This window comes from Nonomuraea sp. H19, assembly GCF_052068215.1.
Taxonomy (GTDB): Bacteria; Actinomycetota; Actinomycetes; order Streptosporangiales; family Streptosporangiaceae; genus Nonomuraea.
In genome coordinates, this window is sequence record NZ_JBQHCV010000004.1 from 71,979 (window position 1) to 92,453 (window position 20,475).

Here is a 20,475-nt window from a genome sequence, read left to right on the forward strand (position 1 = left end):
ATGTGCGCTGGGCCGCCGGTGGCGTGCCCAGCGCGTCCCGGATGCTTAGAACGTCACCTCGCCGGCCAGCTCGGCGGCCGCCGAGCGGTCGAGCCGCCCGTCCGCGACGATCGTGACGACCCGCCTGGTCAGCGTGTCCTCGACGACCAGCGGCCGGTCCCACGCCAGCGCCTGCCCCACGCCCGGATAGTCCGCCACCCGTACGAACCACGGGTCGTCGGCCTCCTGGACGAACACCAGCGTCCAGTCCCGCCCGTCAGGATCGGCGCCCGACATGGCGACCCACCGGTTCCGGCTGCCGTGCACGAGCTCCTCGTCGTCCGGGAGCGTGGTCCTGCCGGTGGAGGTTCCCGGCCCGCGCCAGAAGAAGCCGCCGTAGCCGGCCCCGGCCCGGCCCTTGGTGGCCGAGCTGTTGATCTCCACGGGCGCCCCGGTGAGGTTGGTGAGCGTGAACGCGAAGTCCAGCGCCCACGCCGGACCGAACGGCCGCGCCGTGACCGTCCGCTCCTCCCGCGCCATGAGCCGCCCGTCGGGGCCGATCCACTCCAGTTGCTCGGCGAAGCCGTCGTCGTCGAGCCGCGTGAACGCCCGGTGCTGCTGCATGCCGTGATCGTCCAGCCAGGTGGGTCCCTGGTCCTTGACGTACGTGCGGCCGCCCCAGAAGTTCACGCCGCCCAGGTCCGCGATCGCCACGCCGACGCCGAGATGGTGCACGTGGTCCTCGGGGCGCACCTGGGTGACCTCGACGCCGCCGAGCGTCCGTACGGAATGCAGGTACGGGCGCGGCGCGTCGGTCGCCGGCAGGTCCGGCTGCCGCTCGTACGACGCCACCTCCTGGTCCGCGACCCGCAGCTCGACCCGCGTCCATGGGACGTCCAGCTCCGAGTAGAGCGCCAGCTCCTCGGCGCTGCGGGCGGTCAGGTCGGCGATGCCCGGCAGGAACCGCTGCGTGACCTCGCCCGCTTCGTCGCGCACGACGGTCTGGTACCGCTTGGGGATCGGCAGCGGTTCGGGAGCCAGCCGCACCGCGTCCAGCACCTGAGTGAACCCCTCGGTGCCGGCGAGCGGCACCAGCAGGCCGGCGCCCGTGCGCACGTGGTCGACGAGGTTCTCCAGCAGGTCGGTGCGTTCGTACACGGTCGTCGTGACCGAGCCGTCCGCGTGCTCGACCTTGACCTGGTCCAGTGTGTAGAAGAGGGTGGCCCGGCCCGCGTCGCCGTGCACGACCAGGTACGGCTCGTGCCGCTTCGTCGCGCACAACGACACCGCGATCGTGATGACCAGGCCGTCGGCCATCCGGACCCGCAGGCAGGACGTGTCGTCCGACTCGATCGGATAGGCGTGGAACAGCTCGGTCCCGATCTCCGCGATCGGGCCGTCGGCCAGCGCCAGGGCGGTGGCCACGGCGTGCGCGAACGGGTTCGTCAGCGCGCCGTCCACCACGTCGACCCCGTCCAGGCGGCGCTTGCCCGACCAGGCGGAACGGGTGAAGTACGCCGAAGGCCGCTCCCAGGCGCCCGCGCCGCCGATGCCGCGTACCCGCCCGATGGTGCCGTCGGCGATCAGCTCGCGTAGCGCGGGGACCGCCGCCGAGCCGAGCGACTGGAAGCCGACCTGGCAGGCCAGCCCGGTCTCGGCCACCGCCGCGGCGATCCGGTCGTGCGCGGACGGGCTGGCCGCCGGCGGCTTCTCCAGCAGCACGTGGGAGCCCGCGCGCAGGGCGGCCACCGCGAGGTCGGCGTGCGTGTGGATCGGCGTGCAGATGACCGTGATCTCCGCGCCGGTCTTCTTGATCAGCGCGGGCAGGTCGGCGGACTGCAGCGGCGAGCCGAACTCGACCTCCACCGGCCGCACGTCGCAGATGCCGGCCAGCTCGACCACGCCCTGATGGGTGAGCCTGCGCAGGTTGCCCAGATGGTGGCGCCCGTGCCCGTGCGCCCCGGCCAGAATCACCTTCGTCGTCATCGCGACCACCTCAGCCCCAGTCCGGCGTGCTCGCCGGCCCGCAGCACGCCATCGGACACGAGCACCGGGTACGGCTCCGCGAGCAGTCCCAGCGCGGCGAACGAGGCGTCCTCCACGTCCTCCGCCATGACGGGCAGCGGTAGGGTCAGCGCGAGCTGCCCGGACATCTCGCTCAGCAGATGCGGGTACACCGGCACGTCATAGGTCCTGGCCAGTTCCACGATCCGCAGGAACGGCGTGATGCCGCCGACCCGCACCACGTTCGGCTGCACGACGTCGCACGCGCCCGCCGCCAGCAGGTCGCGGAAGCCGTAGGTCGTGTAGACGTTCTCGCCCACCGCGACCGGCACGTCGATGGAGCGGCGCAGCTCCACGTGCGCGGCCACGTCGTCGGCGGGCAGCGGCTCCTCGATCCAGTGCAGGCCGAACTCGCGCAGCGCGGCGATCGCCCGCCGGGCCCGGTGCAGGTCCCAGCGCTGGTTGGCGTCGATCATCAGCAGCCGGTCGGGCCCGATGACCTCGCGCACCGCGGCCACCCGGGCCACGTCCTCGGCCAGGTCAGGCCGGCCGACCTTGATCTTGACACCCTTGTACCCGGCCGCCACCCAGCGCCTGGCCTGCTCGACCAGCTCCTCCAGGGGGTAGTGCAGGTTGACGCCGCTGCCGTAGACCGGGACCTCGTCGCGCCGCCGCCCCAGCACGTCGACCAGGCCGCGATCACCGCACCGCAGGTCCCACAGCGCCAGGTCGATCCCGGCCAGCGCGATCGTGGTGATCCCGCCGGGTCCGGCCTCGCGCAGGTGCCGCCACAGCCGGTCCCACACCACCTCGGGGTGCGCGGGCAGCCCGATCAGCGCCTCCCGCAGATCGTGGTCCAGCAGGGCCTGTACGGCGTGCGCGCCGATCTGCGGCGTCCACGAGAACCCGGTCCCGGTGCGCCCGTCCTTCAACGTGATCTCGCACACGATCACGTGGTTGGCCGGCACGTCCGAGCCCCAGGGCCGTGGCAAGGGGACGGTGCGCAGCGAGGTGCGCAGGTCCGTGATCGTCACGGCGCCACCAGCTCGAGCCCGGTTTTGATCAGCGCCTCCAATTCCGCGAGATGCTCGTCGGTCACCTCGACCAGCGGCGGGCGGACCGCGCCCACGTCCAGGCCGCGCAGCCGTACCCCGGCCTTGACCAGGGAGACCGGGTAGCCGGGGACCTTGCCGCGCAGGCGTACGAGCGGGGCGAAGAACTCGGTGAGCAGCCGCTCGTCGCCCTGCAGGTAGGCCAACGCGATCTCCGGCGCGAAGGCGAACACCGCGCTGGAGTAGAGCTCCACGCCGATGCCCCGGTAGGCGGGCATGGTCAGCTCGGCCGTCGGCAGCCCGTTGAAGAACAGGAAGTCCGGGTACGCCTCCCGCACCGCCAGCACGATCCGCTGCATCCGGTCGATGTCGCCCAGGCCGTCCTTGAGCCCGATCACGCCGGGGATCGCGGCCAGCTCGACCACGGCCTCCGGCTCCAGCACCACCGATCCGCGCTGGTAGATGATCACCGGCAGTTCCGCGGCGATCGCCTCCACGTAGGCCCTGAAGCCGTGCCCCGGCCCCTGCGCCAGGTACGGCGGCATGAGAAGCAGACCGTCCGCGCCCGCCTCGCGGGCCGCCCGTGCCTGGTTGAGCGCGGTGCCGAGCGGGCCGCCCGCACCCGCGAACAGCGGCACCCGCCCGCCCACGACCTCGGCCGCCACCCGCACCGCACGCTCGTGCTCGGCCTCCGACAGCGCGGAGAACTCGCCGGTGCCGCAGGCCACGAAGACACCGCCGGGGCCGTGCGCCATGCCGTGCCCGATGTGCTCGGCCAGTGCCCGCTCGTCGAGCGTGCCGCCGGCGTCGAAGGGGGTCACGGGGAAGAACAGCACACCGCTGAGATTCATTCGCCGTCCTTGAGTTCTTGGTCCTGGAGTTCGGTACGCCAGCTCCGCTTGGCCTGCCAGCCGAGCAGGCGCTCTGCCTTGGTGGTCGAGAATGCGGGGGAGGTGCCGGTGAGCCCCGCCGCGAACGGCTCGGTGCCGGGCACGATCTCGGGGAGCAGGTCCGCGAGCGGCTTCCTGGCCAGCGCGTCCGCGGCGCCGGCGAAGAACACCTCGCCGTTCGGCAGCTCGGGCAGCGCCTCGACGAGCACCGCCACCAGGTCCGAAGCGTCACGGGCGTCGATGTAGTTGAACAGCGACACCCCGCCGAGCTCCGGCCTGTCCAGCCGCTCGGTGACGGTGTGCCCGGACTGCGTGGGCGCGCCCGCCCACTCCTCCGGCGGGATGACGAAGCACGGCCTGATCGCGGCCAGCTTGGTCGTCCCCGCCTCGGCGAATGCCTTCATGGTCTGCTCGGCCGCCACCTTGGACAGGTTGTAGGCGTTCCACGGCCGTACCGGGTGGTCCTCGTCGATCGGCAGGTACGACGGCGCCCAGCCGCCTGGAGCGCCGTAGCCGATCACGGTGGGGCTGCTGGCCACCACCACACCCTTCACGCCCAGGGCAACCGACGCCTCGCAGACGTTGAACGCCAGCTGCGTGTTGACCTTGAAGATCACCGATTCGGGCCGGCTGAACGGCGTGGCGATGGCGGCCAGGTGGATCACCGACGTGGGCCGGAACCTGGCTATCACCTCGAACGCCTCACCCGTGTCCGTGAGGTCGGCAGGTAAGACGGCGGCGGCCTCCGGTGGCGTGCCCGGGGCGCTGTCGACGCCGATGACCTCGTGCCCGGCCGCCGCGAGCGTGCTTACGACGCTGCGGCCGAGTCGTCCTGCGCTTCCGGTGACGAGGACTCTGCTCACCGTGAGGGGCTCCTTCAAGACTGCAAACAGTTGCACTAAACCTTTGTGTCCCCGAGGGCAGGGCGTCAAGAGCTGATTTCGTTGACCCTGTCGGTACCTGCGTTCGAGCTGGGGATTCCTGCCAGGGTTGTGCGGAAAGTGGGCTGGCAAGCGCTTTCATGGTACTTCAGGGTGTCTGCAAGCGGTTGCGTTAGGGTGTGCGATTGTGACAGTGACGATTCGTGATGTGGCCCGGGCGTCCGGTGTGCATGTATCGACCGTGTCGCGGACGTTCTCCGCGCCGCACATGGTGAACGCCGCCACCCGCACCAGGGTGCTCTCGGTGGCCGAGGAACTGGGATACCGCCCCAACCGCGCGGCCAGGGCGCTCACGACCGGGCGCACCCACAACCTCGGGCTGATCGTGGCCGACATCGCCAACCCGTTCTTCCCGCCGCTGATCAAGGCCGCGCACGCCGCCGCGCGGCAGCGCGACTACCACCTGTTCGTGGCCGACACCGACGAGGAGCCGGCCGCCGAGGAGGAGCTGATTCAGGCTTTCTCCAAGCAGGTGGACGGGGTGGTGCTGTGCAGCCCGCGCTCCTCCAACAAGACCCTCGAGCGGCTGGCCGAGCGGGTGCCGTTCGTGGTGATCAACCGGCGGCTGCGCGGTGCCGCCACGGTGCTGATGGACGTCGGCCACGGCGCCCGGCTGGCGGTCGAGCACCTGGCCGGGCTCGGGCACCGCCGCGTGGCGCTGGTGTCGGGTCCGGCCGGCTCGTGGACGAGCGCGGAGATCCGCGCGGCCGCCGAGCAGGTGCCCGGCGTCGAGCTGGCCGTGATCGGCCCCAACACGCCGACCGAGCGGGGCGGGTACGCCGCCGCGAAGCGGGTGCGCGACTCCGGGGTGACCGGCGTGCTGGCCTACAACGACCTGGTGGCGATCGGCCTCATCGAGGGCCTCGGCGAGCTGGGGCTGACCGTGCCGGAGGACCTCAGTGTCGTGGGGATAGACGATATCGTGCCCGGTCGGCTCAACCGCCCCAAACTCACCACCGTCGCCATGCCCACCGCGGCGGCCGGACGGCTGGCGGTCGATCTGCTCATCCAGGAAGTGAGCGCCACGACGTCGCTGGAGACCCGCCTGGTCGTCAGGGACTCCACCGCACCGCCACGATAGCCCGGCGGCTGCAACCGGTTGTACCGAACGACATCCGAATTCGTCCGACCTCTCCGGCGGTCAGCTCTGTCACCTGGGAAAACGTCGTAACGATATATCGGTAACGGCTATGTAACGTCTGCAAAGGGTTGACGTAACTTTCCCCACGGCTATAGGAAAGCGCTATCCATTCACATCTCGCCGGAAGGTCCGTGAATGACGAATGAGTTCCGTCATGGCTGACTCGGTGGCGGTGAAGACCCGGGAAGCGGTCACCCAGCCCCCACGAGGCGGACACCGCTCCACGCTACGTTCCCGCCGCGAGGCGAGGGCCGCCTATCTGTTCCTGGCGCCCTGGTTCGTCGGCCTGCTCGTCATCACGATCGGCCCGATCTTCGCCTCCCTCTACCTGTCGTTCACCGACTACAGCCTCCTGGAAGAGGCCAAGTGGGTTGGTTTCGACAACTACGTCACGATGTTCACCGAGGACCCGAGGTTCATCGCCTCGCTGAAGGTGACCACGATCTATGTGGTCGTGTCGGTCCCGCTGCAGCTGGCCTTCGCCTTGGCGCTGGCCTTGGTGCTCGACCGGGGGCTACGCGGCCTGTCGTTCTACCGCTCCATCTTCTATCTGCCCTCGCTGCTGGGTGGCAGCGTCGCCATCGCGATCCTCTGGCGCAAGGTCTTCGGCGCCGACGGCCTGGTCAACGCGATCCTCTCGATCTTCGGGATCCAGGGGCCCGGCTGGGTCGGTGACCCGGATACCGCTCTGGGCACGCTGATCCTCCTGCACGTGTGGACGTTCGGCGCCCCGATGATCATCTTCCTCGCCGGGTTGCGGCAGATCCCCAGCAGCTACTACGAGGCGGCGGCGGTGGACGGCGCCGGATCCTTGCGCCAGTTCCGCTCGATCACGCTGCCGCTGCTGACGCCGATCATCTTCTTCAACCTCGTGCTCGAGGTCATCAAGTCGTTCCAGTCGTTCACGCAGGCGTTCATCGTGAGCAACGGCAAGGGCGGCCCGGCCGACTCCACCCTTTTCTACACGCTCTACCTCTACTTGAAGGGGTTCAAGAGCTATGACATGGGCTACGCCGCGGCGATGGCGTGGGTCCTGCTGCTCATCATCGCCGCCCTGACCGGAGTGAACTTCCTCGCGTCTAAGTATTGGGTCTTCTATGGCGACACCAAGTAGGCCGGTCCCGGTGCTGTTCCGCCCCCTCAGGGGCGGACCGGTGGTCAAGCACATCCTGCTGATCGGCTTCGGCCTGATCATGCTCTATCCGCTGCTGTGGATGATCTCCAGCTCGCTCAAGCCGGAAGAATTGATCTTCCGGGAGCCGGGACTGTGGCCGAGCCAGGTCACGCTCGAGAACTACACAGAGGGCTGGACCGCGCTGAAGCACCCCTTCGGCTACTACCTGTGGAACTCGGCGGTCGTCACGGCCATTTCCGTGGTGGCGAACCTGGTGGCCTGCTCGCTGGCCGCCTACGCCTTCGCCCGGCTGAACTTCCCGCTGAAGAAGTTCTGGTTCGCGATCATGCTGGGCACGATCATGCTGCCGCACCATGTGGTGATCGTGCCGCAGTACATCATGTTCTCCGAGCTCGATCTGATCAACACGATCTGGCCGCTGGTCATGCCCAAGATCCTGGCGACGGACGCGTTCTTCGTCTTCCTCATGGTCCAGTTCATCCGTACGCTGCCCAGGGAACTGGACGAGGCTGCCGAGATCGATGGAGCGGGCTATTGGCGCATCTTCATCAGAGTCGTCATGCCGCTCTGCCTGCCGGCGCTGGCCACGACCGCGATCTTCACGTTCATCTGGACGTGGAACGACTTCCTCAGCCAGCTCCTTTACCTCAACAACCCGGACAACTTCACCGTCCCGGTCGCGCTCCGCACCTTCCTGGACGCCAGCAGCGACTCGTCATGGGGTCCCATGTTCGCCATGTCGATCATCGCGCTCGGTCCGATCTTCGGCTTTTTCCTGGCCGGTCAGAAATACCTGATCCGTGGTGTGGCCACCACGGGACTGAAGTAGTTCCTCCACCCCCCACAAAGAAGACCCATAGGAGGTAGAGCCGTGAGCTCTGGCAAGAAGATGTGGTCGGCGGCATTGCTCGCCACCGCTGTGCTGGCGGTCACCGCGGCCTGCGGTAGCGGCAGCAGTGGCGGCGGTGAAAGCGCCGACGGCAAGATCAAGCTGCGCTTCTCCTACTGGGGCAGCGACGCGCGGCAGAAGATGACCGAAGAGGCGATCAAGAAGTTCGAGGCGAAGAACCCGAACATCGACGTCGAAGGCGAGTTCTCCGACTTCGCGGCCTACTACGAGACGCTGTCCACGAAGGTCGCGGCCAACGACGCGCCCGACGTCATGACCATCGAGATCCGCGGCCTGCGCGAGTACGCCGACCGCGGCACGCTGGCCGACATGGCCGGCAAGGTCAACACCGCCGACATGGACGCCAAGGTGCTGGCCACCGGCGCCATCGACGGCAAGCAGTACGCCATCCCCACCGGCGTCAACGCCTTCTCCCTGGTCGTCAGCCCGACCGAGCTGGAGGCCGCGGGGCAGAAGCTCCCCGACGACACCAAGTGGACCTGGGATGACTACGTCAAACTGGCGTCGGAGGTCACCACCAAGAGCGGCGGGAAGATCTACGGCACGCAGCAGAGCTTCAACCCGGCCTACCTCCAGATCTTCGCCGCGCAGAAGGGCGAGCCCTTCTACAACGGCAACAAGATCGGCGTCTCGCCCCAGACCATCAAGGACTGGTGGAACATCCACCTGAACCTGATCAAGACCAAGGGCTCGCCTGACGCCGCCAAGACCGCCGAGATCGGCGCCCAGAGCGTGGACCAGTCGCTGCTGGCCACCGGCACCGGCGCGATGGGCATGTGGTGGAGCAACCAGCTCGGCGGCATCAACAAGGCGTCGGGCAAGGAAGTGGACCTGCTCCGGATGCCGAAGGCGGAGGGCGCCACCACGAGCGGCATGTTCATGCAGCCCGCGATGTTCTACACCGCCTCGTCGAAGACCGAGCGCGCGGCCGAGGCCGCCAAGTTCATCGACTTCATGGTCAACGACCCGGAGGCGGGCCAGATCATCCTCAGCGACCGCGGCCTGCCGGCCAGTTCCAAGGTGCTGGCGGCGGTCAAGGACAAGCTCCCGGCCTCGGACAAGAAGACGCTGGACTTCCTCGACAAGGTCAAGACCGAGCTGGCCGACCCGCCCGCCGCTCCGCCGAAGGGCGCCAGCGCCATGGAGGACATCCTCACGCGGTACTCCGAGGAGGTCCTGTTCGGCAGGATGACCCCGGACGACGCCGCGCAGAAGTTCATCACGGAGGCGAACGCCTCCATCGCAGGCTAAAGGAGAGACATGAAGTACGCGTTCGTCGGGCTCGGGCACCGCGCGCAGATGTACGTCGACGCGCTGCTCGGGGAGTGGCGTGACGCCGGCACCATCGTCGCCCTGTGCGACACCAACCGGACCCGCATGGACTACTACGTCGAGCGGATCGGTCAGGAGGTGCCGTGCTTCGCCCCCGCGGAGTTCGACAAGGTGCTCGAGCTCGCCGACGCGGTCATCGTCACGACGGTCGACGCCACGCACGCACGCTACGTGTGCGCGGCGCTCGACGCCGGCCGTGACGTCATCGTGGAGAAGCCGCTCACGGTGGACGCCGACAGCTGCGCGGCCATCGCCGAGGCGGCCGAGCGCAGCACCGGCAAGCTGATCGTCACCTTCAACTACCGCTACTCGCCGCGTAACTCGGCCGTGCGCCGCCTCCTGCAGGAGGGCTCGATCGGCACGGTGACCTCCGTGCACTTCGAGTGGACGCTCGACACCATCCACGGCGCCGACTACTTCCGCCGCTGGCACCGCGAGCGGGTCAACTCCGGCGGGTTGCTCGTCCACAAGTCCACCCACCACTTCGACCTGGTCAACTGGTGGCTCGCGAGCGCCCCTCAGACCGTCTTCGCCCAGGCCGATCTGCGCTTCTACGGCTCGGAGAACGCACGCGAGCGCGGTCTGGGCGACCGCCCCGCGCGCGGGCAGGGCGCCCCCGGGCTCGGCACGGACCCGTTCATCCAGGACATTTCCGCCGATCCCCGGCTCAAGCGGCTCTACCTGGACGCCGAGCACGAGGACGGCTACATCCGCGACCAGGACGTCTTCAGCGACGGGATCACCATCGACGACACCATGTCGGTGATGGTCCGCTACACCAACCGGGCCGTGCTGACCTACTCGCTCAACGCCTACTCGCCCTTCGAGGGCTACCGGGTGGCGTTCAACGGCACCGCGGGGCGGCTGCAGCTGGAGGTGGTCGAGCGGGAGTGGACCCCGCCGCACGCGGCCATCGACCCGAGCGCCGCCTCCAAGCAGCACGCGACCGGGTCCTGGGAGCGGCTCACCCTGCACCGCCACTGGAGCGAGCCGGAGGAGGTTCCCATCGAGAGCGGGGCCGGCGGGCACGGCGGCGGCGACCGTCTGCTGCTGAACGACGTCTTCCGCGGGCCCGGCGACGACCCGCTGGCCCGGCAGGCCGGCTACCGCGACGGGATCCGCAGCGTGCTGACGGGTCACGCGGCCAACGTCTCGGCCGCGACCGGCGAGCCCGTGCACCTGGTGGACGACGGCACGCGTGTTCGCTGAGCTGGCCGGGATCGCCGCGGCGCAGCTCGGGGTGTATCCGGAGCTTCCGGGGCCCGAGCTGCGGGCGGCGGCGCGTGCCGCCATGGGAGTGCTCGACCTCGCCGCTCATGACGTGCGGGTCGAGCGCTCGTGGACGGACGCCGACCTCACCGGGGAGGAACTGTCCTGGTCGGTGGGGTTCGGGCCGCGCACCCATGCGTTTCTGCTGCGTCCCCGTGACGCGGTGGGGCCGCTGCCGGGCGTGGTGGCGCTGCACTGCCACGGCGGGATGAAGTGGGTCGGCAAAGAGAAGATCGCCGACGCTCCCGAAGGGCCATCGCCTGAGGTGGTCAGGGCCAGGGATGCCCTCTACGGCGGCCGGGCCTTCGCCAACGAGCTGGCCCGGCGCGGGTTCGCCGTGCTGGCGCACGACGTCTTCGCGTGGGGCAGCCGCCGCTTCCCGCTGGACCCGGAAGCGGCCCCCGCGCCGGCTTCTGGCCCCGCGCCGGCTCTTGGCTCCGCATCGGCTCCGGCCGCGGCGGAGGCGTCGCTCAGCGAGGCCGACCGCTACGACCGGCTCGCCGCGCCGCATGAGCACGTCGTGGCCAAGCACTGTGCCGTGCTGGGCACGTCGTTCGCCGGTGTGGTGGCGGGCGAGGACCTGGCCGCGGCGGCGTACCTGCGATCCAGGCGCGACGTCGGGCCGGTCGGGTGCGTCGGGTTGTCGGGCGGCGGGCTGCGGGCCGCGCTGCTCGGGGCGTTCGACCCGGACCTCCGCGCGGTCGTGGTGGCCGCGATGATGTCGTCCTACCGGGACATGCTCGACGGGCACATCGCCAAGCACACCTGGATGTTCTACCCGCCGGGCCTGCCGCGCCTCGGCGACTGGCCCGACCTGGCGGCCGCCCGCGCCCCCGCGCCGCTCATGGTCCAGTACGCCGCCCGCGACGCGCTCTTCCCGGAACCGGGCATGCGCCGCGCCCACGCGACGATCAGCGAGCGCTATCGCGACGCGCCCGGCGCGTACGAGGCGGTGTTCGCCGACGTGCCGCACAGCTTCGACGTGCCCAGGCAGGAGCTGGCCTTCGACTGGCTGGCCGGCCACCTCCGATGACCTGCCGCCGCCCGGCCTGCCACGGGCGGCGGCGCCACCTCCGTCAGTCGCCTGCCTTCCATTGGGCGATGAGCTTGTCGTAGTCGAGCGTCTCCGGCTTGCCGCGCTCGTCGGCCAGCTTCGGCGCGGGCGCGCCCGGCTGGTCGTACCAGTATTGGGCGGGGCGCTCCGGGTTCAGCTTCGGCGCGCAGTTGCCGCCGTAGCCGCGCCGCTCCAGCCGGGACAGGATGTCGTCCTGCTGCTTGGCCAGATTGTCCATGGACTGCTGGGGCGTCGTCTCGCCGGTCACTGCGGTGGCCACGTTCTGCCACCAGAGCTGGGCCAGCTTCGGGTAGTCCGGCACGTTCGTCCCGGTGGGCGTCCACTGCTTGCGTGCCGGGGAGCCGTAGAACTCGATGAGGCCGCCGTACTTCTTGGAGTTCTCGGCGAAGTATTCGCTCTTGATGTCGGAGTCCCTGATGAACGTCAGCCCGACGATCGACTTCTTCAGCGACACCGTCTTCGACGTGACGAACTGCGCGTACAGCCAGGCCGCGGCCCTGCGGTCCTCAGGTGTGCTCTTCAGCAGCGTCCACGAGCCCGCGTCCTGGTAGCCGAGCTTGTTGCCCTCCTTCCAGTACGCGCCGTGCGGGCTCGGCGCGATGCGCCACTTCGGGGTGCCGTCGCTGTTGACGACCGGCAGCCCTTCCTTGGTCATGTCGGCCGTGAACGACGTGTACCAGAAGATCTGCTGGGCGACGTTGCCCTGGGCGGGCACCGGTCCGGCCTCGCTGAAGTTCATCCCGGCCGCTTCCTTGGGGGCGTACTTCTTCAGCCAGTCCACGTACTTGGTGAGCGCGTAGACGGAGGCGGGGCCGTTGGTGTCGCCGCCGCGGGTGACCGACGAGCCGACCGGGCGGCAGTTCTCGACCCTGATGCCCCAGTCGTCCACCGGCAGGCCGTTGGGGATGCCGGGGTCGCCGTTGCCCGCCATGGACAGCCAGGCGTCGGTGAAGCGCCAGCCCAGTGACGGATCCTTCCTGCCGTAGTCCATGTGGCCGTAGGTCTTCTTGCCGTCGATGGTCCCGTTGCCGTTGACCTTGTTGGTGAAGAAGTCGGCGATGTCCTCGTACGCCGCCCAGTTGACCGGCACGCCCAGGTCGTACCCGTAGGCGTCCTTGAACTGCTTCTTGATCTCCGGGTCGGTGAACCAGTCGTAGCGGAACCAGTAGAGGTTCGCGAACTGCTGGTCGGGCAGCTGGTAGATCTTCTTGTCCGGGCCGGTGGTGAAGCTGATGCCGATGAAGTCGTTCAGGTCGAGCGTGGGCGAGGTGACGTTCTTGCCCTCGCCGGCCATGTAGTCCGACAGCGGGATCACGTAGTCGCCGCGCGAGTGGGTGCCGATGAGGTCGGAGTCGTTGACGTAGGCGTCGTAGATGTTCTGGTTGCCCTGGATCTGCGTCTGGAGCTTCTCGACGACGTCACCTTCCTGGATCAGGTCATGCTTGATCTTGATCCCGGTGATCTCGGTGAACGCCTTGGCGAGCTGCTGGGACTCGTACTCGTGCGTGGTGATCGTCTCGGACACCACGTTGATCTGCATGCCCCGGTACGGGGCCGCGGCCTTGGTGAACCAGTCCATTTCCGCCAGTTGCTGGTCCTTGGACAGCGTGCTGGGCGTGAACTCCTCCGACACCCAGCGTTGTGCCGCGGCCTTGCCGTCGGCCTCCTTGAAGTCGCTCGTGGGCTTGCCCGCGCTCTGCGTGCAGCCGGCCGCTATCAGGACGAGCGCGGCCACACCTACGGCCGCGGACATGCGTGTCCTATGCCCCATCGCTTGGCTCCTCTTCTGTTAGCCCCATATCCCGATCACGACCACCACCAGCAGCGCGCAGCCGAGCGCGAGCCACATGGACAGGTCGGTGACGGCCATCCAGCCGGCCAGTACGACCGCGGCGCTGATCAGGCCGATGTACAGCCGGTCGCCCCGGTCGGTCTCGATGCGCAGGAAACCTCGCCTCGCCACGGGAGGGGAGATGCGGCCCCAGATCGCCATGACGACGAGCAGCACCGCGAGCCCGATGAACACCAGGGCCGTGGGGAGGGTCCAGACCATCCATTCGAGCATCGCTAGACCCTTCCCAACGCGAAGCCCTTGGCGATGTAGTTGCGCACGAACCAGATGACGATCGCGCCCGGGACGATGGTCAGCACCCCCGCCGTGGCCAGCAGGGCCCAGTCGACTCCCGCCGCGCTCACGGTCCTCGTCATGGTGGCGGCGATCGGTTTCGCGTCCACCGAGGTGATCGTCCTGGCTATCAGCAGCTCGACCCAGCTGAACATGAAGCAGAAGAACAGGGTCACGCCGATCGCGGAGCGGATCATCGGCAGGAAAATGCGGACGAAGAAGCGGGGCAGCGAATAGCCGTCGACCGCCGCGGTCTCGTCGATTTCCCGGGGGATTCCGGACATGAAGCCCTCCAGGATCCAGACCGCGAGCGGGACGTTGAAGAGCATGTGCGCGATCGCGACCCCGAGGTGCGTGTCGAACAGGCCGACGCTCTGGTAAATCTGGAAGAACGGCAGCAGGAAAACCGCCGGCGGCGCCATGCGGTTCGTCAGCAGCCAGAAGAACAGGTGCTTGTCGCCGGCGAAACGGAAACGCGAGAACGCGTACGCCGCGGGCAGCGCCACGATGAGCGACATCACCGCGTTCATCGACGTGTAGATGATGGAGTTCAGATAACTCGAATACCACGACGCGTCCGTGAAGAACGTGACGTAGTTGTCGAACGTCACGCGCTGCGGGATGAGCGAGAAGCTGCCGAGGATGTCCTCGTTCGGACGGATCGACATGCCGAACATCCACAGCAGCGGCAGCATCAGCGTGGCCACGTACAGCCAGAAGACCGTGCGGGCCCACGGCAGCCGGCGTCCGGTGTGCCTGGTCATCGCGTCACCTCCCCGACCTGGTCAGCACGGTGAAGAAGACGTAGCAGAGGATCTGCACGATCAAGAAGTAGACCAGCGAGAACGCGCCCGCGGGCCCCACGTCGAACTGCCCGACGGCCATCTTCGACAGCAGGATGCTCAGGAACGACGTGGCGTTGCCGGGTCCGCCGCCCGTCACCACGAACGGCTCGGTGTAGATCATGAAGCTGTCCATGAACCTGAGCAGGATCGCGATCGTCAGCACCCCGCGCAGCCTGGGCAACTGGATGTGGCGGAAGGTGGCCCACCCGGAGGCGGCGTCGATCTGCGCGGCCTGGAAATACGGCTCCGGGATCGACCGCAGCCCCGCGTACGCCAGCAGCGCCACCAGCGGCGTCCAATGCCACACGTCCATGACCAGGATCGTGATCCAGGCGTCGGTGGAGTCGAGCGTGTAGTTGAACCCGATGCCGAGGATGTTGTTGATCGTCCAGCCGCCGAGCCCGATGTCGGCGCGGGCGAAGATCTGCCAGATCGTGCCGACCACGTTCCACGGGATGAGCAGCGGCAGCGCGACCAGCACCAGCGCCACCGGCACCCAGAACCCGCGGCGCGGCATCGCCACCGCGATCGCCACCCCGAGCGGGATCTCGATCAGCAGCACCTGCGCGGAGAACAGCAGCGTCCTGACGAACGCCTCGCGGTTCTCGGGCCGCCGCACCGCCTCGTAGAACCAGTCCAGGCCGACGAACACCCGGTCGCTGGGGCTGAAGACGTCCTGCACCGAGAAGTTGACCACGGTCATCAGCGGGATGATCGCCGTGAACGCCACCGACACGACCACCGGCAGCACCAGCCACCAGGCCCGGTTGTCCTTCCGCCGCAGATCCGTGCGCGTCTCCGTTTCGGGGGCTGGGGTGCTCACTCCGGGCCCCTTCCGTTCAGCGGCGCGAGCGAGCCGCACCTGACCTGGTCGCGGAACAGGAACGTGCGCTCCGCGGGGAAGTGCAGGAACTCGACCGCGCCCGGCTGGTAGCCGGCGTCCGCCGCGGTCCTGGCGATCACCGGGTGCTCGCCGACCATGGCGTGGACCAGGTCGTACGCGCCCATGCGGTCGACCCCGGTCACCCGGGCCGGCACGCCGGGGGAGCGCCGGGTGCCGGTGATCTCGACGAACTCCGGCCGCACCCCGATCCGCACCGGGCCCGGCGGCAAGCCCTCCGGCACCGCGCCCACGTCCGCCTCCCCGACGCGGACGACGTCGCCGACGATCTCGGCGGGCAGCATGTTCATGCCCGGCGAGCCGATGAAGTGGCCGACGAACTCGTGCGCGGGCGACAGGAACAGCTCGGCCGGCTCGCCCGCCTGCACGATCGCCCCCTCGTTGAGCACCACCACCTCGTCGGCGAACGTCAGCGCCTCGGTCTGGTCGTGGGTGACGTAGATCAGCGTGTGGCCGGTGTCGCGGTGGATCTCCTTGAGCTTGCTGCGCAACGTCCACTTCAGCGCCGGGTCCACCACCGTGAGCGGCTCGTCCAGCAGCACCGCCGCCACCTCGGAGCGCACCAGCCCGCGGCCCAGGCTGACGATCTGCTGCCGGCCCGCGTCCAGCCTGCGCGACCGGCGGCGCAGGACGTGGTCGAGGCCGAGCAACTGGGAGACCTCGCGGACGCGGCGGTCTATCTCCTTCTTGGGATATTTCCGGTTGCGCAGGGGGAAGGCGAGGTTGTCGTAAACCGACATCTCCTCGTACAACACCGGGAACTGGAAGACCTGCGCGATGTTGCGGCCCGCCGTCGGCACGTCGGTGACCTCGCGGTCGTCGAACCAGATCGTGCCCACCGTGGGCGTGAGCAGCCCGGAGATGATGTTGAGCAGCGTCGTCTTGCCGCAGCCGCTCGGCCCGAGCAGCGCGTACGCCCGCGTGCTCTGCCACGTCCACGTCATCGGCTTGAGCGCCCACGTCTCGCCGCCGTCGTAACTGTGTCCCACGCCTTCCAGGCGAATGTCAGCCATGCAGGTCGACCTCCGCGGCGCTGGTGGCCAGCAGTCGCCCGCCGGCCTCGTCGAAGACGAAGATGTGCGCGGGGTCCACGTACGCGACCGTGGACTCACCGGGCGTGAAGAGCTGAGGGCCCGGCAGATGGGCGACCAGGTGGCGGTCGCCCTGCAGCAGCAGATGCAGGAACGTCGCGCTGCCGGTCACCTCGGCGATCCTGATCTCGGCGGGCAGTTCCAGCGCGCTGGAGCCGTTCCGCTGGATCCTCACCTGGTGAGGGCGGATCCCGAGCACGACCTCGTGGCCGGAGGCGTGTGCGCGGGGTGCGGGGAACGACGTGCCGAGGACCTCGATCCGGCCGTCGCGGACGACGGCGGGCAGCAGGTTGAGCGGGGGATCGCTGAGCGTGGCGGCGACGGCCAACGTCGGCGGGTGCGCGTACATGTCCGCGACGTCGCCGACGTGCTGGACCCGGCCCTCGCCCAGGACCACGGTGGGCGCGGCGAACGTCAGCGCCTCGTTGGGATCGGCGGTGGAGTAGAGGACCACGCCCGGCGCGTCGGCGAACATGGCCTTCAGGTCGGCGCGTAACTGCTCGCGTAGCTTGAAGTCCAGGTTGGCGAGGGGTTCGTCGAGGAGCAGCACGTCCACGGGGCGCGCCAGCGCGCGGGCGATGGCGGTGCGCTGCTGCTGGCCGCCGGACAGCTCCGCGGGCCGGCGGCCGAGCAGGCCGGTGATGCCCATGAGCTCGGCCACTTCGCGGACCCGCCGGTCGATCCCGTCACGGCGGAATCCCGGGTCCAGGCGGAGCGGGGAGGCGATGTTCTCGTAGATCGTCAGCGACGGGTAATTGATGAATTGCTGATAGACGAAGGCGACGGATCTTTTTCGCACCGAAATTCTGGTGACGTCTTTTCCGCCGACCAGGACGCGGCCGGAGTCCGGGGACAGCAATCCGGCGGCGACGCGCATCAATGTCGTCTTTCCCGCGGTCATGGGGCCGACGAGCGTGGTCATTCCATTTGATAATTCCAGGCGAATGTCGTCGAGCCAGGTCTCTCCGCGTTGCCGTACGAAGACGCCATCGAGAATCAGCGTCACTTTGCCCGGTCCTCTCTGCTCACCTCCATCTAACATGATCTGCAACTGTGTGCAAAGAGGGCATGTGGTGTGGCTGTGAAGGATGTGACGGTTGTCAGGTCACGATTTGAGATCGAGAAGACGGTGAATGGCCGTCCTGCCTGGTCATGACGGTCAATGGGCGAAAATCCGGAACATATCGGCTTAGGACAATTCCCGATATCCGGGCGGCACCAAACGACGGCTCCGGACCGGCGCCGCGGCCGGAGGTCAGTAGGCTGGAGCCGGCGTGGAAGGGGCGTGGGTGCACCGGATCCTGTGGGTGGTTGTGGCGATCGCCTTCGTGGTGGGTCTCGTCGTGCCGGACGGCCCTTCGAACGAGGCACGGCCAGGGGAGTGCTCCCCCCGGGACACGCGGGTGGTGGCGCCGTACGCGGTCACCGGCTACTGGGTCATGCCGCGGGCCGATCCGTGCGTGACCCGGCGGATGGTCGAGGCGATCCACGCCATCGGCGCGGACACGCTGGTCACGTTCGGGCCGCGGTTCAGCGTGGGCCAGGGTCCCGAGGTCGCCGGCTGCGTCGTGGACGGACGGCCCTGCGCCGAGGTGCCGGGCAAGGAGATCCGGCAGATCTACACGTACGTGACCAGCGAGGAGTTCGGCGCCGGCCTGCTGCGCTGCCCCGGGCTGGACCGGCGGATCGAGAGCGGTGGCCGGATCTTCTACCGGGTGTCGCTGGCCGCCTCCTGCGACGACCGCGTGCACGACCTCGTGCTGATCTCCACGGACGGCGACGGTCTCGGCAACCTGATGACGGAGGCGGCGGCGTACGGGATGGCGGTGTTCCCCGGGCTGCCCGCCGCCCCGCAGCAGGCGGGCAAGCCGTGGGAGCCCGACCACGCGCACACCGGCGCGCTCGGCGCCTTCACCGCGCGCGTGCTCGCCGACTACCGGGCGCGGTTCGGCGGGTCGGCGGCGTTCCCCGGGGTTTACCAGTCGTTCGAGCTGGCCATGCGGGAGCGAGGGGCGAAGGACCCGATCATCGAGCTGTACGCGGCCCAGCACGCGGTGGTCGCCGCCGCGCTGCCCGGCAAGAAGATCCTGGTCAGCCCGTACATCGATGCCCGTCGCGGGCGCGGGTTCCCGCCGGAGCAGGCGGAGGAGGGCATGGCCGACATCGCCGCGACGCGGGCCGGTGCCCCCATGGCGATCGCCGTACAGGATGGGCGGGGGACGGGCAAGGTGCCGGTGTACGGGGCCGATCAACGTGATGCCCGGGTGGACGCGCGGCTGGTGCCCCTCGTGGGGGAGGTCGGCTACGGGCAGGCGTACTACGGGAACACCCACGACTACATCGAGGCGGCGGCCCGGCGGGTGCCGTCCGGGGTGGAGCTGTGGGTGAACGTGGAGGGGTTCGAGCCCACGCAGGTGGAGGGGGAGTGCGGGAGGGTGGATCCGCTGCCGTTGCGGGGGCGTACGACGAAGAACCGGCTCGATCGGCAGGTGATGGCGGCGGGGCCCTACGCCCGAAAGATCATCTCTTACGGGTGGGATCCCTTCTTCACCTGCCAGTCCCGGTACGACACGCCCTCGCTCGCCGACGACATCGCCCGTGAGTGGCAGCAGCCGATCATCGTCAACGCGATCAGGAAGGACATGAACGGGCGGGCCGGGATCCTCGTCGAGGGTTACAACCTGCGCGGCGGCACGTTGCGCTTCGACCCGCAGGGGGTGGTCGTCAAGCAGGAGTGGTACGGGCGGGACCGGCTCGAGTCCGCCTGGGCGCCGCACGTACCGCAGGGCCCGTGGACCTCGATCACCGCCACGAACGAGGCCGGCCAGAGCAATTCCAGCCCCTACGTCATGGGCTAGGCGAGTGTCAGGCGTCGTCGATTTTCCGCACGCTCACTCATCAACCATGACGCTGATCTGCGCATCCACGTGACGAGGCATACCGGCGGTATATCGCTCGATCGTAGGTTGCCGAGCGCGAACACCTCAGCAAGGCGAAGACGTGAGGAGCGACCGAACCACGTCGTTCGGCCGGGTCGTGGCCACGGAAATCGACGTCTCCAGCGGCCGGTATTCCTTCCAGACCGCGCTCGAGAAGAACGCCGTGGGCCTCGCGCCTCACCCCGATCAACCGCTGACGATGAGCTGAGACGATGATCACATGACTCGTCTGATGTGTTCGTTAACTGTCGTGATCGCGGTCGTGACAGGGTTGCTGAGCGGCTGGCGGGTGCTGAGCGGCCAGTTCGACGGCAGCTTCTCCATGGGCGACTGGGGCAACGGCGTGTACTGGGACCCGGACGAGACAGACGAATACGGCCTTCAGATCGCGACTTCGACGGAGACGGTCGCGATGACATCGCCTATCTTGGCCGATGCGGTTCCACGACCGCGTGCATGCGCGCCCACATCAGCACCACGGGCAACGTCTTCGCCGCCAAACAGTGGGGCTCCGAGCCGTATCTTGACGGATCCATCACGCCGCATTTCGGCATGCGGGTCGTCGACCACAACGGCGACGGCAAGGACGACATCGCCTATCGCGGGACGTGTGGCGATCCGGGAGTCCCTGCATGGCGGTTCTACATGGGCTCTGCCCAGGCGCCCGCTACCGTGGCGTGCTCGCAAACCCTTTGATTGCCAGGAGTCGTCTTTTTCCCTGCCGAAAATGTCATCCGTGCAGGTCGTGGCTTTGTGAGTTTTGCCGAGTTTCGCAGGCCGTGGCCGATGCCACCAAGCACTTCCGGGAACATACCGGCGATATACCGCCCCTTCCTACAATTTTTC

The 20,475-nt window shown here is 68.6% G+C and carries 19 protein-coding genes; 9 read left to right on the forward strand and 10 right to left on the reverse strand.

The features are described from left to right. Positions 1-45: 45 nt before the first annotated feature. The 4 genes from ACTMTI_RS09650 to ACTMTI_RS09665 are packed head-to-tail and all read right to left on the reverse strand — an operon-like array spanning position 46 to position 4,788. Positions 46-1,965, reverse strand: a complete 1,920-nt coding sequence (locus ACTMTI_RS09650; protein ID WP_441119677.1) for a DUF6807 family protein — start codon at positions 1,963-1,965, stop codon at positions 46-48. Then, positions 1,962-3,017: a mandelate racemase/muconate lactonizing enzyme family protein gene (locus tag ACTMTI_RS09655; protein WP_441119678.1), complete on the reverse strand. Its 1,056-nt coding sequence runs from the start codon at positions 3,015-3,017 to the stop codon at positions 1,962-1,964. Before ACTMTI_RS09655 ends, ACTMTI_RS09650 begins: the two co-directional genes overlap by 4 nt. Further along, positions 3,014-3,886, reverse strand: coding sequence for a 5-dehydro-4-deoxyglucarate dehydratase (locus tag ACTMTI_RS09660; protein WP_441119679.1), 873 nt, complete (start codon positions 3,884-3,886; stop codon positions 3,014-3,016). Before ACTMTI_RS09660 ends, ACTMTI_RS09655 begins: the two co-directional genes overlap by 4 nt. Continuing rightward, complete coding sequence (locus ACTMTI_RS09665) at positions 3,883-4,788, reverse strand: NAD-dependent epimerase/dehydratase family protein (RefSeq protein ID WP_441119681.1); 906 nt, start codon at positions 4,786-4,788, stop codon at positions 3,883-3,885. The genes ACTMTI_RS09660 and ACTMTI_RS09665 overlap by 4 nt, the downstream gene beginning before the upstream one ends. Positions 4,789-4,993: 205 nt before the next feature. On the opposite strand from ACTMTI_RS09665, the gene ACTMTI_RS09670 reads away from it, so the two are divergent. The 6 genes from ACTMTI_RS09670 (at position 4,994) to ACTMTI_RS09695 (ending at position 11,686) form a co-directional block, all read left to right on the forward strand. Beyond that, a complete protein-coding gene (locus tag ACTMTI_RS09670) occupies positions 4,994-5,947 on the forward strand; it encodes a LacI family DNA-binding transcriptional regulator (RefSeq protein ID WP_441119683.1) in 954 nt (317 codons plus the stop codon). A gap of 214 nt (positions 5,948-6,161) precedes the next feature. Next, positions 6,162-7,121: a carbohydrate ABC transporter permease gene (locus ACTMTI_RS09675; RefSeq protein WP_441119684.1), complete on the forward strand. Its 960-nt coding sequence runs from the start codon at positions 6,162-6,164 to the stop codon at positions 7,119-7,121. Then, positions 7,105-7,971: a carbohydrate ABC transporter permease gene (locus tag ACTMTI_RS09680; protein ID WP_441119685.1), complete on the forward strand. Its 867-nt coding sequence runs from the start codon at positions 7,105-7,107 to the stop codon at positions 7,969-7,971. Before ACTMTI_RS09675 ends, ACTMTI_RS09680 begins: the two co-directional genes overlap by 17 nt. A 42-nt stretch (positions 7,972-8,013) precedes the next feature. Further along, positions 8,014-9,303, forward strand: coding sequence for an extracellular solute-binding protein (locus ACTMTI_RS09685; protein ID WP_441119686.1), 1,290 nt, complete (start codon positions 8,014-8,016; stop codon positions 9,301-9,303). A 9-nt stretch (positions 9,304-9,312) separates the two neighbouring features. Further along, the gene (locus tag ACTMTI_RS09690; RefSeq protein ID WP_441119688.1) at positions 9,313-10,593 is read left to right on the forward strand and encodes a Gfo/Idh/MocA family protein; all 1,281 of its coding nucleotides are present in this window, start codon (positions 9,313-9,315) and stop codon (positions 10,591-10,593) included. Continuing rightward, entirely contained in the window at positions 10,583-11,686 is a 1,104-nt protein-coding gene (locus tag ACTMTI_RS09695; protein ID WP_441119690.1) for a hypothetical protein, read from the forward strand. The genes ACTMTI_RS09690 and ACTMTI_RS09695 overlap by 11 nt, the downstream gene beginning before the upstream one ends. 43 nt (positions 11,687-11,729) lie before the next feature. Here the strand turns inward: ACTMTI_RS09695 and ACTMTI_RS09700 are convergent, their stop codons facing one another. The 6 genes from ACTMTI_RS09700 to ACTMTI_RS09725 are packed head-to-tail and all read right to left on the reverse strand — an operon-like array spanning position 11,730 to position 17,732. After that, on the reverse strand, positions 11,730-13,499 hold the full coding sequence (locus ACTMTI_RS09700; protein ID WP_441119692.1) for an ABC transporter substrate-binding protein: 1,770 nt from the start codon (positions 13,497-13,499) through the stop codon (positions 11,730-11,732). A gap of 18 nt (positions 13,500-13,517) precedes the next feature. Beyond that, the gene (locus ACTMTI_RS09705; protein WP_441119693.1) at positions 13,518-13,793 is read right to left on the reverse strand and encodes a DUF2160 domain-containing protein; all 276 of its coding nucleotides are present in this window, start codon (positions 13,791-13,793) and stop codon (positions 13,518-13,520) included. Between the two features lie 2 nt (positions 13,794-13,795). Further along, positions 13,796-14,617 carry a carbohydrate ABC transporter permease gene (locus ACTMTI_RS09710; protein WP_441119695.1) on the reverse strand — a complete coding sequence of 274 codons (822 nt, stop codon included), beginning with the start codon at positions 14,615-14,617 and terminating at the stop codon, positions 13,796-13,798. Positions 14,618-14,621: 4 nt separating this feature from the next. Further along, positions 14,622-15,521, reverse strand: coding sequence for a carbohydrate ABC transporter permease (locus tag ACTMTI_RS09715; RefSeq protein ID WP_441119697.1), 900 nt, complete (start codon positions 15,519-15,521; stop codon positions 14,622-14,624). Beyond that, positions 15,518-16,612, reverse strand: coding sequence for an ABC transporter ATP-binding protein (locus ACTMTI_RS09720; RefSeq protein WP_441119699.1), 1,095 nt, complete (start codon positions 16,610-16,612; stop codon positions 15,518-15,520). Before ACTMTI_RS09720 ends, ACTMTI_RS09715 begins: the two co-directional genes overlap by 4 nt. Further along, positions 16,605-17,732, reverse strand: coding sequence for an ABC transporter ATP-binding protein (locus tag ACTMTI_RS09725; protein ID WP_441119701.1), 1,128 nt, complete (start codon positions 17,730-17,732; stop codon positions 16,605-16,607). The genes ACTMTI_RS09720 and ACTMTI_RS09725 overlap by 8 nt, the downstream gene beginning before the upstream one ends. 232 nt (positions 17,733-17,964) lie before the next feature. Between ACTMTI_RS09725 and ACTMTI_RS09730 the strand changes: the two genes are divergently transcribed. The 3 genes from ACTMTI_RS09730 to ACTMTI_RS09740 all read left to right on the forward strand — a co-directional run bounded on the left by ACTMTI_RS09730 (position 17,965) and on the right by ACTMTI_RS09740 (position 20,325). Then, positions 17,965-19,548: a hypothetical protein gene (locus ACTMTI_RS09730; RefSeq protein WP_441119703.1), complete on the forward strand. Its 1,584-nt coding sequence runs from the start codon at positions 17,965-17,967 to the stop codon at positions 19,546-19,548. Between the two features lie 142 nt (positions 19,549-19,690). Continuing rightward, positions 19,691-19,837, forward strand: a complete 147-nt coding sequence (locus tag ACTMTI_RS09735; RefSeq protein WP_441119705.1) for a hypothetical protein — start codon at positions 19,691-19,693, stop codon at positions 19,835-19,837. 26 nt (positions 19,838-19,863) lie between these two features. Beyond that, positions 19,864-20,325 (forward strand): FG-GAP-like repeat-containing protein, encoded by a 462-nt coding sequence (locus ACTMTI_RS09740; RefSeq protein WP_441119707.1) that lies wholly within the window; start codon positions 19,864-19,866, stop codon positions 20,323-20,325. Positions 20,326-20,475: the final 150 nt, after the last annotated feature.

Excerpts from the sequence above, each read along its gene's own strand:
- ACTMTI_RS09690 (WP_441119688.1), top strand. The coding sequence starts at position 9,313 with ATGAAGTACGCGTTCGTCGGGCTCGGGCACCGCGCGCAGATGTACGTC.
- ACTMTI_RS09700 (WP_441119692.1), bottom strand. The coding sequence starts at position 13,499 with ATGGGGCATAGGACACGCATGTCCGCGGCCGTAGGTGTGGCCGCGCTC.
- ACTMTI_RS09710 (WP_441119695.1), bottom strand. The coding sequence starts at position 14,617 with ATGACCAGGCACACCGGACGCCGGCTGCCGTGGGCCCGCACGGTCTTC.
- ACTMTI_RS09650 (WP_441119677.1), bottom strand. The coding sequence starts at position 1,965 with ATGACGACGAAGGTGATTCTGGCCGGGGCGCACGGGCACGGGCGCCAC.
- ACTMTI_RS09725 (WP_441119701.1), bottom strand. The coding sequence starts at position 17,732 with ATGTTAGATGGAGGTGAGCAGAGAGGACCGGGCAAAGTGACGCTGATT.
- ACTMTI_RS09720 (WP_441119699.1), bottom strand. The coding sequence starts at position 16,612 with ATGGCTGACATTCGCCTGGAAGGCGTGGGACACAGTTACGACGGCGGC.
- ACTMTI_RS09680 (WP_441119685.1), top strand. The coding sequence starts at position 7,105 with ATGGCGACACCAAGTAGGCCGGTCCCGGTGCTGTTCCGCCCCCTCAGG.
- ACTMTI_RS09675 (WP_441119684.1), top strand. The coding sequence starts at position 6,162 with ATGGCTGACTCGGTGGCGGTGAAGACCCGGGAAGCGGTCACCCAGCCC.
- ACTMTI_RS09660 (WP_441119679.1), bottom strand. The coding sequence starts at position 3,886 with ATGAATCTCAGCGGTGTGCTGTTCTTCCCCGTGACCCCCTTCGACGCC.
- ACTMTI_RS09705 (WP_441119693.1), bottom strand. The coding sequence starts at position 13,793 with ATGCTCGAATGGATGGTCTGGACCCTCCCCACGGCCCTGGTGTTCATC.